Annotated in this window: 12 protein-coding genes; 7 read left to right on the top strand and 5 right to left on the bottom strand. The window is 49.6% G+C overall.

Going from position 1 to position 14069, the window contains the following annotated elements:
• Positions 1 to 322: 322 nt before the first annotated feature.
• The 5 genes from M0415_RS12500 to M0415_RS12520 form a co-directional block, all read right to left on the bottom strand.
• On the bottom strand, positions 323 to 1276 hold the full coding sequence (locus tag M0415_RS12500) for a D-2-hydroxyacid dehydrogenase (RefSeq protein WP_249556075.1): 954 nt from the start codon (positions 1274 to 1276) through the stop codon (positions 323 to 325).
• A 46-nt stretch (positions 1277 to 1322) separates the two neighbouring features.
• On the bottom strand, positions 1323 to 1967 hold the full coding sequence (locus M0415_RS12505) for an outer membrane beta-barrel protein (protein ID WP_249556076.1): 645 nt from the start codon (positions 1965 to 1967) through the stop codon (positions 1323 to 1325).
• Positions 1968 to 2022: 55 nt separating this feature from the next.
• On the bottom strand, positions 2023 to 2811 hold the full coding sequence (gene djlA, locus M0415_RS12510) for a co-chaperone DjlA (RefSeq protein WP_249556077.1): 789 nt from the start codon (positions 2809 to 2811) through the stop codon (positions 2023 to 2025).
• 103 nt (positions 2812 to 2914) lie between these two features.
• Positions 2915 to 3583 carry an N-acetylmuramate alpha-1-phosphate uridylyltransferase MurU gene (gene murU, locus M0415_RS12515; RefSeq protein ID WP_249556078.1) on the bottom strand — a complete coding sequence of 223 codons (669 nt, stop codon included), beginning with the start codon at positions 3581 to 3583 and terminating at the stop codon, positions 2915 to 2917.
• On the bottom strand, positions 3580 to 4671 hold the full coding sequence (locus M0415_RS12520) for an aminoglycoside phosphotransferase family protein (RefSeq protein WP_249556079.1): 1092 nt from the start codon (positions 4669 to 4671) through the stop codon (positions 3580 to 3582). Before M0415_RS12520 ends, murU begins: the two co-directional genes overlap by 4 nt.
• Before the next feature lie 115 nt (positions 4672 to 4786).
• On the opposite strand from M0415_RS12520, the gene lptD reads away from it, so the two are divergent.
• The 7 genes from lptD to M0415_RS12555 all read left to right on the top strand — a co-directional run bounded on the left by lptD (position 4787) and on the right by M0415_RS12555 (position 13822).
• Complete coding sequence (lptD, locus tag M0415_RS12525) at positions 4787 to 7084, top strand: LPS assembly protein LptD (RefSeq protein WP_011718027.1); 2298 nt, start codon at positions 4787 to 4789, stop codon at positions 7082 to 7084.
• A gap of 219 nt (positions 7085 to 7303) precedes the next feature.
• Entirely contained in the window at positions 7304 to 8608 is a 1305-nt protein-coding gene (surA, locus tag M0415_RS12530) for a peptidylprolyl isomerase SurA (protein WP_220056350.1), read from the top strand.
• 6 nt (positions 8609 to 8614) lie between these two features.
• Entirely contained in the window at positions 8615 to 9601 is a 987-nt protein-coding gene (gene pdxA / locus M0415_RS12535; RefSeq protein WP_011718029.1) for a 4-hydroxythreonine-4-phosphate dehydrogenase PdxA, read from the top strand.
• A gap of 14 nt (positions 9602 to 9615) precedes the next feature.
• Positions 9616 to 10422, top strand: coding sequence for a 16S rRNA (adenine(1518)-N(6)/adenine(1519)-N(6))-dimethyltransferase RsmA (rsmA, locus tag M0415_RS12540; protein WP_011627022.1), 807 nt, complete (start codon positions 9616 to 9618; stop codon positions 10420 to 10422).
• A 55-nt stretch (positions 10423 to 10477) separates the two neighbouring features.
• Positions 10478 to 10858: a Co2+/Mg2+ efflux facilitator ApaG/CorD gene (apaG, locus tag M0415_RS12545; RefSeq protein ID WP_011718031.1), complete on the top strand. Its 381-nt coding sequence runs from the start codon at positions 10478 to 10480 to the stop codon at positions 10856 to 10858.
• A gap of 21 nt (positions 10859 to 10879) precedes the next feature.
• Positions 10880 to 11704 carry a symmetrical bis(5'-nucleosyl)-tetraphosphatase gene (locus M0415_RS12550; RefSeq protein WP_220056351.1) on the top strand — a complete coding sequence of 275 codons (825 nt, stop codon included), beginning with the start codon at positions 10880 to 10882 and terminating at the stop codon, positions 11702 to 11704.
• A gap of 96 nt (positions 11705 to 11800) precedes the next feature.
• Complete coding sequence (locus tag M0415_RS12555; RefSeq protein WP_011718033.1) at positions 11801 to 13822, top strand: methyl-accepting chemotaxis protein; 2022 nt, start codon at positions 11801 to 11803, stop codon at positions 13820 to 13822.
• Positions 13823 to 14069: the final 247 nt, after the last annotated feature.

Consider the following 14069-nt stretch of genomic DNA (forward strand, 5'->3'; position numbering starts at 1 on the left):
GACGCCAATGCTGAACAGGTGAGCCATGGTGATTTGCGAGACGACCGTCCGCCCCATGGCCGCTCTTTGGCATCCATGCCATCGCGGCATTTGTGAATCCATTCACATCAGACGGGCGGTCGAGCATCCAAGGATGGACTTGCTGCGCGTCGGTGAGCGAATACCATGGCTCACGATAATTGAATGTTTAGAAGCTAAATTCCCAAGATTTATCCCTTTAACGTCACTATCTACTCAATGTATTACACTCTTCAGCACACAACGGAGTGACTTTGGAATAAACGCATTATCTCTTATCAAAAGCCCCCCAACCCCATAAGCCTTAGGGATTCACCCAATTAACTCGCTCGCCAGCTAGATAAGCGCTGAGATTTGCCGTTGCGATATTAAGCAGGTTCTGCCGCGCTTCCTTGGTTGCCCAGGCATTGTGGGGGCTGATACTGATATTGGGCGCAGTTAGTAGCGGATTATCCACACTCGGTGGTTCGGTAGAGAGTACATCGACGCCGGCAAAGACTTTGCCCTGCGTTAATGCGGCCGCAAGCGCCGCCTCATCAATTAAGCCGCCGCGCGCGGTGTTGATCAGTAGCGCCTGCGGCTTCATTAATTCGAGGGTTTGAGTGTTAATTAGCTCGGTGGTCTCAGGGGTGAGTGGGCAGTGGAGCGAGAGAATATCGGACTCCTTAAATACCGTATCACGGGATGTCCAACTTACGCCTTGAGGTAAATAGCTAGGTTCGGTGCGGGTATTGACTAATACCTTCATACCGAAGGCTAAGGCGAGTTTAGCGACCTGCTGACCAATATCCCCATAACCAATCAAGCCTAAGGTTTTGCCTTTGAGGGATTGCAGCGGCATTAAGGTAAAACAAAAGTCACTGCAATTACTCCATTGTCCTGCGGCAACGGCTTGATGGTGCACCGCAACCGCCTGCGTATGATGCAAAATATGAGCAAACACCATCTGCGCAACGGCATCGGGGCCATAGGCGGGTACGTTGGTGACCACTATGCCTAACTCTTTTGCGGCGGCGAGATCCACCACGTTGGTACCCGTAGCGAGCACGCCGATATATTTAAGCTTAGGCAGTTGGGCTAAGGTGTTGGCATCGAGGGGCGTCTTGTTGGTGAGCACAATTTCGGCATCCTGAGCGCGGGGGATAATCTCGGCCGAGGGCGTGCGGGCAAAACAGCTAAACTCCCCTAATTCGCTGACCACTTGCCAAGTTAAATCCCCAGGATTTAAGGTTTCACCATCGAGTACGACTATTTTCATCTTTACCTCTTAACTGCGTTTGCGCCTTGCCCATAAAGCAGGGGAATTAAAAACTGAGTTTGACCCCAAGATTAGCTTGCACTTGCCACATAACATCCGATGTTACATGCCATAGACATTGGTCTTCATTACAAAAAAGTGAGCTGTCACCGTCGATAAAGGTGGCGTAGCCACGCAAGTCCGCAAACAGCGCGAAGTTTTGCGTCATGCGGTATTCGGCGCCACCACCAATGCCCATGGAGAAACGGGTTTCCGTTGACCAATCATCGGGCATCATCCGAGTCACCCCGGCGCTGGCGGTAATGTAGGGCTGAAAATCGCCACTTGGGAAGAATAAGGTGCCGCCAAGGTGAATATAGTCCACATCTAAGGAGGCGACTAAGTCAGGGGTAAACAGGCCGCCGCTTTTCAGCTCAGAGGATTGGCGACTGTAGAGCAGGTAAATATTGCCGGGATCGTTAGTGCCAATCCCTAACATGATGCCGTAATGGCTCGCCTCTTCGATACCCACACTCTGCTTATTATCGGTTTCAGCCTTGTTCGCATCGAGTTCATTGATATCGAACGAGCTACCACCAAAGCTGTAACCACCGTAGGGAGCGACAAACAACTCGGGTTCGGCATAGGTTGGTAATGCGAGGGTTAGAGGTAATAAACCAGCAATCACCGTTAATCGGTTAACGTATTTCATCTTAATCCCTTATCTGTCGTTATTATTCCTTGCGTCGACAACGTTAACCGAAGCGTTAGCGCATGCCGCGCTCCGATTTCACCCTGTCGTACGCAGCTTGGATGTCCTGCGCCTTACGATTGGCAATTTCCATCATCTCGGGTGGTAACCCCTTAGCGATTAACTTATCGGGATGGTGTTCATTCATCAACTTGCGATAGGCCCGCTTGACCTCTTGATCCGTCGCCTCAGCATTAATGCCAAGCAAATTATAAGCGTCGGTAATCGAGGTTTTATTCCCATTAGAGGTCTGGTGGAAACGGTATTCCGCTTGCCAACGTTTAAGTAATTCATCGAGTTGCCCACGACCATAACCTAACTCTTGGGCCACCGTCATCAGAATTGCATGCTCAGCGGGATCGAGCTCACCGTCCGATAAGGCGGTTTGAATTTGGATCTCGATAAACATTTGCACCAGTTCTTGGCGACCTTGGGTCACAGCGCGAAAGGCTTGCAGGCTGCTGCGCAGGTCAAAGCCTGGCTCTTTACCCTCACGGAACGCCTGCTGCGCCTCTTTACGGGCTTCACCCGTTAAGCGCATCTGGTCCATCAACATAGTCGCGATACGAATATCGGTCTCAGTCACACGACCCGACGCCTTGGCCACATGGCCCATTACGGCGAAGGTAGTGTTAAAAAATATCCCCTGTCGATTCTTGGCCTGACCTAAGATCTGACTAAAACTGGCGCCACCACCGGCGCGTTTGTCGTAAAGATGCCCAAGCCATAAGCCCAGTAGCGCACCGAAAATACGGCCAAACATAAACCCGATAACAAATCCAAAAAACTTACCCCAAAGGCGCATCTTAATTCCCATTTGATAATTTATTCAGTCACTCAATCGACATAGTGAGTGAAACCTTTCACTCAAGGCGCTAAACGTTAGGCGATATGCCTATGCCTTGCCATTACGCCAGCGCTGACTCTAATGCTTGCAGACGAGGAATCGTCCCAACATCGCACCAGAGTCCATTAAAGTGTGTCCCGGTGATCAGGCCATCGGCCATTTTAGCCCGCAGCAAAGGCCCAAGGGCAAAGGCACCATCCGGCGTGCCGTTAAATAATGATGGGCGATATAAACCCATGCCAGAGAAAGTGTATTTCTGCTCGCCCTGCTCACGTACAAGGCCCTGCTCCAAGGCAAAGTCACCGTTAGGATGTTGCTCGGGATTCGGCACCAACCATAGATGCGCCAGAGCAGTATCTGCCAAGGGAGCAATCGTAGGCAAGGCATCGATAAACACATCACCATTGAGCACTAAAAACGGCGCATCCGAGTCGCCGTCAGTCAGCAAAGATAAGGCCTGCTTAATTCCGCCACCGGTTTCGAGGGCCGATGCTTCGGCGCTATATTGGATCTTGACCCCAAAGGCGTGACCATCGCCTAAGGTTTCGACCAGCTTATGCCCAAGCCAAGCGTGATTTATTACGATATCGACGATACCCGCCGCGGCCAACTTCTCGATATGGTACACAATCAGCGGTTTACCTAGGACGGGCACTAAGGGTTTGGGCAGCGTGTCGGTCAAGGGGCGTAAACGCTCTCCCCTGCCTGCCGCCAGGATCATGGCCTTCATTGCTTATCTCCCTGCTGAGTATCCTTTCCCTTGGCCGCAAACGCAGGCAATACGCGCGATTGCACCCAAGCGGAAAATGGCATGAGCGCTGGATAAAGGCTGGCAATATCCACAATGTAGGACAAGGTTAACGGAATATCGGCCATATAGGCGGGCTTGTTATCCCGATAGTGCAAACGCGCAAAAATCCCTGCGGCCTTGATATGGCGCTGCAATCCCATTAAATCAAACCAAGTTTGATACTGGGTAAAGGATGTTTGTGTGGGGATTTGCCCTAACTCAAGCACTTGCTGATAATGCTGCCGCATTAATTCCTGCACCATGGTTTGCGGCCAACGCACATAGCAATCCCGCAGTAATGACACGGCATCGTAGGTCACAGGCCCGAGCACCGCATCTTGGAAATCAATCACGCACAACTCGCCCTCTTTGAGCATCAAGTTACGGCTGTGGTAATCGCGGTGCATTCCCACCTTAGGCTGCGCAAGGGCATTGTCTACCAAGAGGTCAAAGCTCTTTTCAACCAGAGAGCGTTCCTCATGGCTGAGTTCGAGCTGTAAATGTCTTTCTAACAGCCACTCGGTAAAAATCCCCAACTCACGACGCACAAATGCCTCATCATATAAAGGCAATGGCTGCGTGCTGCCAGTAACAGGGTCAAGGCTCTCAACCACTGAGGCTACCTGAGGTAACAATGCCAAGGCGCGGCGATAGTAGTCCGCCACATTCGCATCGGTCAGCACAGACAATAACTGAGTATCCCCAAGATCGCTCAGTAGCATAAAGCCTTGCTCGGCATCGGAGGCAATGACTTTTGGAACTGTCAGTCCCGCCGCCGCATAGGCATTGGCGAGGGCGATAAAAGGCGCGATAGGCACTAAGGCGGGCGGCGAATCGGCAACAATGTAGCTCGCATCGCGGTCCGTGACCCGAAAATAGCGCCTAAAACTGGCATCACCAGAAATCAGAATCGGGGTCACATCATAGGAAAAATAACGGTTCAGCCACTGATTAAGGGAAATAAATCTCGAGTCGGATAAGGTCATTTCATGGCTCTTATAGAAAAATTGCTTTATTATAGCTGGCATATAATTTGGAAACAGCTAAGAAATTGAGAGATTTATTTGCTGCGTTGCACTTGTAGTTTGCAACTTTCCCCGTCGATACTTGTCCAGACAAAGAAATCATTATTATTGACCTAAGATGCAGATCCGTTACTTTCTGGCCTTGAGCCTGTTACCGCAAGTTGTCCTGGCAGACGAATCTCCCACAGCCTCAGCGTCACAATGCGTCATTGAACCGCCAGTACCTCGTATCGTATCTCAACCCGGCCTGAGCGCCGCCGATCAAGAGAAAATTCGTATCGTGTCGGACCGCTCCAACGCCGAAATGGGCAAACAAGCCATTTTTACCGGTGATGTGGTCTTCAGTCAGGGCGACAGACACATTGCCGCCGATGAAGCGATTCTCGACCAAGCGACCGAGCAATTCGATGCCAATGGCAACCTCGTTTTCCAAGACAGTATTTTTACCGTTACCGCCGATTCACTGCAGGCACAAATGCGCAGCAACCGTGCGACCCTAAAGGGTGCCCAGTATTGGCTACATGGTCAGCAGGTTCACGGCGATGCCGAAAAGCTGCAAATCACCATGAACAACAACCTGATCTTAACCAACACTAACTTCACCACTTGTCCGCCAGACAATGTTTCTTGGCTGCTCGAAGCAGAAAAAATCAAGATTAACAGCGAAGAAGAATGGGGCGAGATTTGGAACGCCAAACTGAGAGTCGCCGATATTCCGGTGTTCTACATTCCTTATATGACGGTGCCAGTTTCCGATAAACGTAAAACCGGTTTCCTCTACCCAAGCTTTAGCACCAGCACCACCAACGGTTTTGAAGTTTCCGCGCCCTATTATTGGAATATCGCGCCGGAATACGACCTCACCTTTACACCTAACTATATGTCTAGCCGTGGTCTATTCACCAAGACAGAGTTTCGTTATCTCGCGGGTGAGGCCCAGAGTGGTCGCTTGAATTTAGAATATTTGGGTAATGATCAGATGATCAGCGGCAGCCCAAATCGTTACCTCTATAACTGGCAACATCAAGGCGCCATCGATAAAAATTGGCGGGTACTCGCCAACTTTACTGAAGTGTCTGATAACAACTATTTCAACGACTTAAAGTCTGATGTTAACCGCGCCACCGATAACCAATTATCGCGGATTGGTGAAGTCAGCTACTTCGAACGAGATTGGGATATCAGCACTCGGGTGCAAGATATTAAAGTGCTGGGTGAGGACGAAAAGCCTTATCAAGTGATGCCGCAGGTGAACTTTAACTACCGCGCCGCCGACTTTTGGAACAACTTGGACTTTGGCTTCAATTCAGAGCTAACCAACTTCGCCCATCAAGATAGCGACATGAATACCGCCACCCGTTTGCATATGGCACCTAGCCTGACGCTGCCAATTCACGGCCCTTCGGGTTCGTTGACCAGCCAAGTCAAACTAATGCAAACCAACTATTGGCAGGAAAAAAACAACAGTGGATTCGATGGTTTAGACGATACTGTGAGTCGCACCATTCCGCAGGTGCGGATCAATGGTCAAATCAACTTCGAGCGTTTTACCGAACTGTTCGATCAAAACTACCGCCAGACACTCGAACCTCAGTTCCAGTATTTGTACGTAGGTTATGAAGATCAGCGTGGCATCGGCATTTACGATACCGCCCAATTGCAGGACGACTACTTCGGTCTGTTCCGTGACCGCCGCTTCTCAGGCCTTGACCGTATCGCCGATGCAAACCAAGTCACGCTCGGTGTAACCACACGTTTCTTCGACGATCACAACCAAGAGGCGACTAAGTTCAGCCTAGGTCAGATCCTCTATCTGCAGGACAGTAAGCTGGGTTACGAAGATAACCTCTTCGAGCAGAATCAATCGACCTCAGTCTTGGCCGCCGAGTTAGATACCCGCTTAAGCCATGACTGGTATTTAGGTGCCGCGATTCAATACGACACCAACTCGAGCGATAACAAGAAGACCGAAGTCACCTTAGACTTCCGCCCAGAAGCCAATAAACTCTTGCAGCTCAGTTATCGTTATGTGCCGGATCTGTTGAACTCCAACACCAACGATCTGGTGAATATTTCCCAAGCGGGTGTGCGTGGCGCATGGCCGATTAACGACAGCCTGTATTTTGTCGGTAACTGGTACTACGACCTCAACGAGAGCCGCAGCATAGAAACCTATACAGGTTTCCAATATGAATCATGCTGTTATGCAATCCGTCTCAGCTATCACTACCGAATTAAGACCAATTACGATGACAACATTGGCTCGGCCGTTATCGATGAGCGCGAGCAATTTGAAAGCGGTGTTTACCTGAATTTAGTCATCAAAGGACTCGGTGGTTCGGGCCCATTAGGCGTATCGGATATGCTCAATGACGGTCTGTTTAACTACAGAAAACCGCTTTATCTGAGGAATTAGCAAAGATTTGTGGTAGATTGCTGAACCTCAACAAGGACTGAGAGTCCAAACAGGTTAATGAAAGCCGTGCGCTCCCCCCAAGAGAGTCTCGGAACGCACGCTTTTAGAGTTACTAACAAAAGAACATTTAGGCAACTCACTGTAATTTCGATATAAATGGTAAAGTTAACTTAAATAAGCCGTCGAATTTGACCTTAGAACGTGCCAAGGATTTTGTGGATGAAACCCAGTAAACATCTGATTTTTGCTTTATTTGCACTCGCTATCAGCCAGCCTACTATGGCCGCTCCCCAGCCAATCGACCGTGTTGCCGTTCAAATCAACGACGGTATTGTGCTCGAAAGTGAAATCACCAATATGATTGACACTGTAAAAGCCAATGCAAGAGCCGCGAATCAATCGTTGCCATCCGACAGTGCACTGCGTACTCAGGTTATCGAGCGACTCATCCTCACCCGTTTGCAGTTGCAGATGGCGGATCGTATCGGTCTGCATATCGGTGACTTGCAATTAGACCAAGCGCTTGAAAACATTGCCCGCGAGCAAAAAATGACCGTGGCGCAAATGCAGCAAAAAATCGAGAGCGAAGGTTTAAGCTTCAGCCAGTATCGCGAGCAACTGCGTGAAGAAATCACCCTAGGTGAAATTCAACGTATCCAAGTTCAACGCCGTATCCAAGTGTCACCACAGGAAATCACCGGCCTGGTAAAACTGATCCAAGAGCAAGGTATGAAGGACGTCGAATACCAAATCGGCCATATCCTGATTGATGTACCGAACAACCCAAGCAGTGAACAGCTGGAAGCCTCGAGCAAGCGCGCGAACGCCGTACTCGAGCGTTTAAAGAGTGGTGAGGATTTCCGCCGCACCGCTATCGCGTCATCATCAGGTCCTAAGGCGCTGGAAGGCGGTATCTGGGATTACATGAACATCAACGAGATGCCAACGCTGTTTGCGGAAGTCATCAACGGCGCGAAGAAAGGCGATATTATCGGCCCAATCAAGAGTGGCGCAGGTTTCCATATCATCAAGATCATGGATGCCCGTGGTTTACAAACCAAAGAAATTGAAGAAGTCAGAGCGCGTCATATCCTGCTCAAGCCATCACCAATTCTGTCGGAAGACCGCGCTAAGGCCATGTTGGAGCAGTTCTTAAAGCAAATTCGCTCTGGCGAAGCTAAGTTTGAAGATTTAGCCCGTCAGTATTCTGAAGATCCAGGTTCAGCCACTAAAGGTGGTGAACTGGGCTGGGCAGAGCCAAGCATTTATGTGCCTGAATTTGCGCAAACCCTTAATAGCTTAAGCCCAGATCAAATCAGTGAGCCTTTCCGTACTACCCACGGCTGGCATATCACTCAGCTGGAAGAGCGCAGAAAAACCGATGCCACGGATCAATTTAATACTAACCGTGCGCATCAACTGATCTTCCGTCGCAAATTTAATGAAGAACTGCAAAACTGGCTAGACGAAATGCGTGCCGACGCATACATTGAAGTCTTTCAGCCTGAGTCAAACCGAGGTTAAGGTAAATTGACCACTAAACGTATTGCCGTTACCCCCGGAGAACCTGCGGGTATCGGCCCCGATTTAGTCGTACAACTCGCTCAGCAGGCTTGGCCTGCTGAGTTAGTCGTTTGTGCGGATCCCGAATTATTAGCCAGCCGAGCGAAACGACTCGGCCTGTCTGTTACTTTTCGCCCTTACCTGCCCGAGCAACCGCCGAAACCGCAGGAAGCAGGCACGCTCACCATTGCACCTTTCAAACTGGTGACCGACGCCGTTTGCGGCCAGCTCGATGAGCAAAACAGTGCCTACGTAGTTGAAACCCTGCGTTATGCGGGTGAGAAAAACATGAGCGGCGAGTTTGATGCAGTGGTTACTGGCCCTGTGCATAAAGGGATCATCAATCAAGCGGGGATTTCCTTTAGCGGCCATACCGAGTTTTTTGCCCATCAGGCCAACTGCCCCGATGTGGTCATGATGCTAGCAACCCAAGGTTTACAGGTGGCACTGGTGACCACCCATATCCCTCTGGCCTATGTTGCAAAAGCCATTACGCGCCAGCGTTTGCATCATATTATTAAGATTTTACACGCTGACCTTATCAGCAAGTTTGCCATTGCTTCCCCTAAAATTTATGTCTGTGGCTTAAACCCACACGCGGGTGAAGACGGCCATCTTGGCCGGGAAGAAATCGATGTGATTATTCCGGCTCTGAATGAACTGCGTGAAGAATATCAAATGAACATTGTCGGCCCTCTGCCAGCCGATACCCTGTTCCAACCTAAATATTTACAGGACGCGGATGTCGTGTTGGCCATGTACCATGACCAAGGCTTACCCGTTCTAAAGTCACAGGGATTTGGCAAATCGGTAAACATTACCTTAGGTTTACCTTATATCCGTACCTCGGTTGACCATGGTACGGCGCTCGATCTTGCGGGAACTGGCAAAGCCGATATTGGCAGTTTTGTCTGCGCCTTGAATAAAGCCATTGAGTTATCCTCAAAAAACTAAACGATTAGATATTAATGAGTAGCAAAGTACATTTAGGCCACACGGCCAGAAAGCGTTTCGGACAAAACTTCTTAACCGACGACAATGTGATTAACCGCATTGTGGGTGCGATCGCCCCCGATAATGACCACGTGATGGTCGAAATCGGCCCCGGCCTTGGCGCCTTAACCGAACCAGTCGCCACGGCGATAGATAACCTGACCGTTGTCGAGTTAGACCGCGATCTGGTTGAGCGCTTGCAGAATCACCCTGTACTTAAGGATAAGCTCACGATTCACCAAGGCGATGCGCTGCAATTCGACTTTAGCCAGTTGGTGGTACCGGGTAAAAAACTCAAAGTGTTTGGTAACTTACCCTATAACATTTCAACCCCTTTGATGTTCCATCTGTTCGAGTTTGCCGAGCAGATTGAAACCATGCACTTTATGCTGCAAAAAGAAGTGGTGCTGCGTTTATCGGCAAGCCCGGGTAATAAAGCCTATGGCCGCTTAACTGTGATGGCCCAGTACTTCTGCCAAGTGGTTCCGGTACTCGAAGTGCCGCCCCATAGCTTTGCGCCACCGCCAAAGGTGGATTCTGCTGTGGTTCGTTTACTGCCCTATGCCGAAAAACCTTTCCCCTGTAAGGATGTGAATGTACTGCGCCAGCTGTGCACCACGGCCTTTAACATGCGCCGCAAAACACTGCGTAACAACCTCAAGCAAGTGTTAAGCGATGAAGAGTTTGAACAACTAGGCATAGATCCCAATCTGCGCCCTGAGCAAATCAGTGTTGAGCAATATGTCGCCATGGCGAATATGGTGTGTGATAAGCAGGCTTAAGCAATATCAGTTTGATGGGCACTTTAGGGTGCCCTATCTTATTCAAGGGAGCAGCATGAGCGCATTGGATGACTCAATCCGAGTCGAAGTCAAAACCGAATACATTGAACAACAGTCCTCGCCCGAGGATCAGAAATACCTCTTTAGCTACACTATCACCATCATCAACCTCGGTGAGCAAGCCGCCAAACTCGAAACCCGCCACTGGATTATTACCGACGCCAACGGCAAAATCAGTGAAGTGCAAGGCGCAGGTGTCGTCGGCGAAACCCCAACCATCCCCCCCAATACCGCCTACCAATATACTAGCGGTACCGTACTCGATACGCCCCTTGGCATTATGTATGGCACTTATGGTATGGTCAGCGAATCAGGCGAGCACTTTAAGGCAACGATTAAGCCCTTCCGCTTAGCACTCCCCGGTTTATTACATTGATTTAATTATAGAAAGGATATTGTGGCCCATTATTTTGTTGGTGATGTCCAAGGCTGTTTTGCCGAACTTCAACGATTACTTGCTAAAGTCGACTTTAATCCATCCCGCGATGAACTCTGGGCGGTGGGCGATCTGGTCGCCAGAGGGCCCGATTCATTAGCCACACTGCGCTTTTTTCAATCCTTAGGCGATGCGGGCAAAACCGTCCTCGGTAATCATGATCTGCATTTACTCGCCCTCCACGGCAAACTCAAGCGGGATAAACCCAGCGATAACTTAACGCCACTGTTAAACGCGCCCGATATTGCGAGTTTAATCGACTGGCTGAGACAACAGCCGTTGATGCGGGAATTACCTGAGCATAAGCTCATCATGACCCACGCTGGTGTGCCGCCACAGTGGTCATTAGAGGTGTTAAGGCAAGAGTCGCAACTTGTCAGCCAAGCACTCAAGCAGAGTGATTACCTCGACGCGCTGATAAGCCAGATGTACAGCGATACTGCGGAGCGGTGGGAGCCCAGCGCTATAGGGATCAATCGCCTGCGTTTTTGTATCAACGCCTTGACCCGCATGCGTTATCTGTATGTCGATGGCCATTTAGACTTTGACTGCAAACAACCGCCAGAGGATTGCACTAATCCACAGCTACGGCCTTGGTTTGAATTTACCTCTGCGTTACGTGAAAGTCACACCTTAGTGTTTGGACATTGGGCGGCATTGATGGGTAAAGTCAACGACCCTAAGCTAAAAGCACTAGACACAGGCTGTTGCTGGGGGGAATATCTAACCCTATGGCATCTTGAAAAAGACCAAAAAATTACCCAAAAAAGGTTAAAAAAGGGTTAAACTAAGCCCGAGAGTGGTCGATATACGACAGTACCCTATGCCCTGAATTTAATAATCTTTTCATTCGGAATAATATAATAATAACCGGAGTATCCTATGAAAGTTAATGTAGCCACCCGAGTCATTGGCGGGTTTAGTGTTGTTACACTTTTACTTGTGTTGTTAGGATTTACCTCGTACCTGACGAACATTAGCCTCAAAGATAGTTCGGCCATGATGCAAGAGTTAAGCTTGCCAGCCCTAAAGGCGACCAACCACTTAACCGAAACCCTGAGTGAACAACAGCGCCAAGTGCTGATCGCCTATCACGCACCAAAGTCCTCGAACATTCCCGATATCCGTAAAGTCTTTAACGACCACGGCACTCAGTTTAAAAACGAGATCAGCAATCTGACGCAATTGGTTCAAGGGCAAGCCAATCTTTCTGCATTGATCTCGCAACTGGATGGTAGCTTCTCGACCTTCGAGCGCGATAGTCTCGCCATGCTCACTGAACGTGAAGCCGCCCTCAGCAAACAAGAGCAGCTAATCGGCTTAAAGAAGAAGCTTGAAAATGCCGCCGATGACGCCTCGTCGGTATTGCTCGATATTATCGATTTAGAAAACAGCCAAAACCCAGATGCTCAGAGTATCGCGGCCTCTGCCAGCGCTATTGATACCAGCATGGGTAATATCATCACTACCATTGCCGATTTAGTGACTAATGAAGAAATGAGTAAACATGAACTCATTTCCAAAGAACTCGACTACATCCTGAGCGAGACCAAGAACAAACTCGAATACGTGAATCGTCATGCGCAGGACATAATTGATGCTGACACCTTAAAATCCGTCAATGAAGACACTAAAAAGGTGCTCGCGTTGCTCGAAGGCCCTGATTCTATGGTGCTGTTGAAAGCAACCCAATTGAATCACGCCAAGAGTGCCATGAATCAATTGGCGACCATTGAGAAAGATGTCAAAGTCATCGATCGCAATATGGAAGATGTGAGCAATAACATCGAGTCTGTGGCGGCCAATATGAGCCAAGAAACCATAGCCAAGATTGATGCCGCCAGTATCCGCACTATTATTGTGGTGCTAATCGCCATTGTCGCCGCGGTTATCATCAGCTTTGCCGTTGTAGCCCCGTTAAAGCGCTCTCTCTATCAAGTCAATAACGCGCTGAATGTCCTAGCTTCAGGTAACTTAACCCACAAATTAGATGATTCTGGCCACGATGAATTTGCCGAACTTGCGAAAAACTGTAACCGCTTAGTCGATAGCTTACGCGGCTTAATCGTCGGTATTTTGGACCGTTCTAACCAGTTAGCCGCAGCAGCGGAACAAACGTCGGCTATCACGGCGCAAACCACCTCGGGTATCCAAGAGCAAAAGAGCCAGGTCGACCAAGTCGCAACCGCAACCACAGAATTAAGCTCGAGTGCACAACAAGTATCGATGAGCGCCGATGACGCTCTGGCGCAAATCAAGCAGGCCGATCAAGAAGCCAAACATATGCGCACGATTGCCGAAGAGAACAAGCGCACCATTTTAGCCCTAGCAGACGAAGTCGCTAAGGCTGGCCAAGTGATCAACAAGGTGCAATCGGATAGCGCTTCTATCGGCTCAATTCTCGATGTGATCCGTGGCATTGCCGAGCAGACTAACCTACTGGCACTAAACGCAGCTATCGAAGCGGCACGCGCCGGTGAGCAAGGTCGCGGCTTTGCGGTCGTGGCCGATGAAGTACGCAGCCTGGCCTCACGAACTCAAGTCTCGACCCGCGAGATCCAGCAAATGATCGAAGTGCTGCAACAGGGCGCGCAGCAAGCCGTAGCAGCCATGGATATGGGCCGTGCCCAGGCCAATGCCTGTGTAGATAAGACAGAGCAAGCTAACCTCGCCCTAGAGACCATCAGCCAATCTGTACATAAAGCCTATGATGCGGGCACGCACATTGCCCATGCCGCGCAGGAGCAGAATGTGGTTAGTCAGCAAGTGTCTGAGAAACTTGAGCATATCGCAGCAATTTCGGAAGAAACCGCGATTGGCGCCGATCAAACCGCGCAATCGAGCCATCAAGTGGCTAAACTCGCCGAAGAGCTGCAAGCTTCTGTCGGTGAATTTAGAGTGTAAGCAAACGCTCAAGTATGAACAGGGTCGCAATTGCGGCCCTTTTCTTTGGATTGTGATTGTGCTTGTGCTTGTGCTTGTGCTTTCGCTTGGCTTTTAGGCTTTTAGGCTTTTAGGCTTTTAGGCTTTTAGGCTTTTAGGCTATTAGGCCTTTAGGCTTTTAGGCCTTTAGGCTTTTAGGCCTTTAGGCTTTTAGGCCTTTAGGCTTTTAGGCTATCCCGCTGCTAGAGCAGATAGCAGAGGCAATAAA

This window comes from Shewanella sp. 10B (assembly GCF_023475885.1).
GTDB classification, from domain to species: domain Bacteria; phylum Pseudomonadota; class Gammaproteobacteria; order Enterobacterales; family Shewanellaceae; genus Shewanella; species Shewanella mangrovisoli.

What these genes read in the sequence shown, in the direction of transcription:
- apaG (WP_011718031.1), top strand. Translation starts at nt 10,478, where the DNA reads ATGAGCGCATTGGATGACTCAATCCGAGTCGAAGTCAAAACCGAATAC.
- surA (WP_220056350.1), top strand. Translation starts at nt 7,304, where the DNA reads ATGAAACCCAGTAAACATCTGATTTTTGCTTTATTTGCACTCGCTATC.
- djlA (WP_249556077.1), bottom strand. Translation starts at nt 2,811, where the DNA reads ATGCGCCTTTGGGGTAAGTTTTTTGGATTTGTTATCGGGTTTATGTTT.
- M0415_RS12505 (WP_249556076.1), bottom strand. Translation starts at nt 1,967, where the DNA reads ATGAAATACGTTAACCGATTAACGGTGATTGCTGGTTTATTACCTCTA.
- lptD (WP_011718027.1), top strand. Translation starts at nt 4,787, where the DNA reads ATGCAGATCCGTTACTTTCTGGCCTTGAGCCTGTTACCGCAAGTTGTC.
- rsmA (WP_011627022.1), top strand. Translation starts at nt 9,616, where the DNA reads ATGAGTAGCAAAGTACATTTAGGCCACACGGCCAGAAAGCGTTTCGGA.
- M0415_RS12500 (WP_249556075.1), bottom strand. Translation starts at nt 1,276, where the DNA reads ATGAAAATAGTCGTACTCGATGGTGAAACCTTAAATCCTGGGGATTTA.
- murU (WP_249556078.1), bottom strand. Translation starts at nt 3,583, where the DNA reads ATGAAGGCCATGATCCTGGCGGCAGGCAGGGGAGAGCGTTTACGCCCC.
- M0415_RS12520 (WP_249556079.1), bottom strand. Translation starts at nt 4,671, where the DNA reads ATGCCAGCTATAATAAAGCAATTTTTCTATAAGAGCCATGAAATGACC.
- M0415_RS12555 (WP_011718033.1), top strand. Translation starts at nt 11,801, where the DNA reads ATGAAAGTTAATGTAGCCACCCGAGTCATTGGCGGGTTTAGTGTTGTT.